At 47.5% G+C, this 1,443-nt stretch carries 1 protein-coding gene; it reads left to right on the top strand.

What is annotated here, in order from left to right:
- On the top strand, nt 1-1,443 hold a 1,443-nt coding region (locus M595_RS27530), incomplete at both ends, for an iron uptake porin (protein ID WP_023069852.1).

Raw genomic sequence — 1,443 nt, 5'->3', positions numbered from 1 at the left:
ACCGACAGACTGGGCGTTTCAGGCATTACAGTCTCTAGTTGAACGTTATGGTTGTATTGCCGGATATCCAGATGGAACCTATAAAGGAAACCGGGCTTTAACTCGTTATGAATTTGCCGCAGGTATCAACGCTTGTTTAGAACGCATTAACGAACTGATTAATGCGTCTACAGCCGACTTGGTGACGCGGGAAGATTTGGCGAGACTGCAACGGTTAATGGAAGAATTCGCCGCTGAACTGGCCGCCCTGCGAGGTCGGGTTACAGTTCTCGAAGCCCGGGCATCTGAACTCGAAGCTAATCAATTCTCCACAACCACCAAACTCAACGGGGAAGTGATCTTCTTTATCGGGGATAGTTTTGGCGATCGCGCCGAATATACCACTGTCGGCGGGCCAAATGTTGATGATGAAGACGACCCCACACAAAGCTACTTCGGTTATCGGGCGCGTTTAACCTTCGATACTAGCTTTACCGGAAAAGATAGACTGCGAACTCGTCTCGAAGCCAAAGATGTTCCTAACTTGAGTCGTGAAAACCTCACCAATACCCTGATGAGTCGTTTAGGGACTGATGGGGGTTCAGGAGACTTCGAGATTGATGAGTTGTGGTATCAGTTTCCAGTTTTCAATGAGAAAGGAGAGGTTTACATCGGCGCCCAGAGTCTCGACTCTGACGACATTCTAGACCCAATCAGCCCTTTCCAAAGTACAGGAAGCGGTGCATCGTCTCGCTTTGCTCGTTATGACCCCACTATGTTCCGTGGACCTGAAGGAACGGGTTTAGGGTTTAACTATCAACTCAACGATAATATTAAGATTAATCTCGGTTATGTTGCCGATGACGGAGATGCCCCTGATGCCAGTGAAGGTCGAGGTTTATTTAATGGGGGTCATTCTGCATTCTTGCAAGTGGTCTATGAACCGAAAGATAATTTAGTGTTGGGTTTGGCTTATAGCCGTCGTTATTTCCGAGAAGGAGATGTCGGAGTCAGTGGCGGAACCGGAAGTTTCCTCGCTAACCGTCCGTTTGGAGATACCGCCACCACCAGTGATAATGTCAGTTTCCAGACGAACTGGAGAATTTCCGATAGTTTTGAGGTGGGTGGCTGGTTTGGTGCGGCTTGGGCTGATGATAAGGTCAGAACTGACGGCGATGACCTCGATGCGACGATTATCAACTTTGCGGTGACGTTAGCATTCCCTGATTTGCTTAAAGAAGGGGACTTGGGCGGTATTATCGTGGGGATGCAACCGAAGGTCGTTTATCACACTCTCGATCGGTTAGAGGAGGAGAAAACGGGAATTCATATTGAAGCCCTGTATCGCTTCCAACTTAACGAATACATTTCTTTGATTCCGGCTGTTTTCATTATTACTGACCCTGAACATACCGATGAAAATGATACGATTGTTGTCACTACCTTTAGAACGACATTCCGTTT

Source organism: Lyngbya aestuarii BL J (assembly GCF_000478195.2).
Taxonomy (GTDB): domain Bacteria; phylum Cyanobacteriota; class Cyanobacteriia; order Cyanobacteriales; family Microcoleaceae; genus Capilliphycus; species Capilliphycus aestuarii.
The sequence above is the reverse complement of the archived record's forward strand: the minus strand, read 5'-3'. Positions and strand labels throughout refer to the sequence as shown.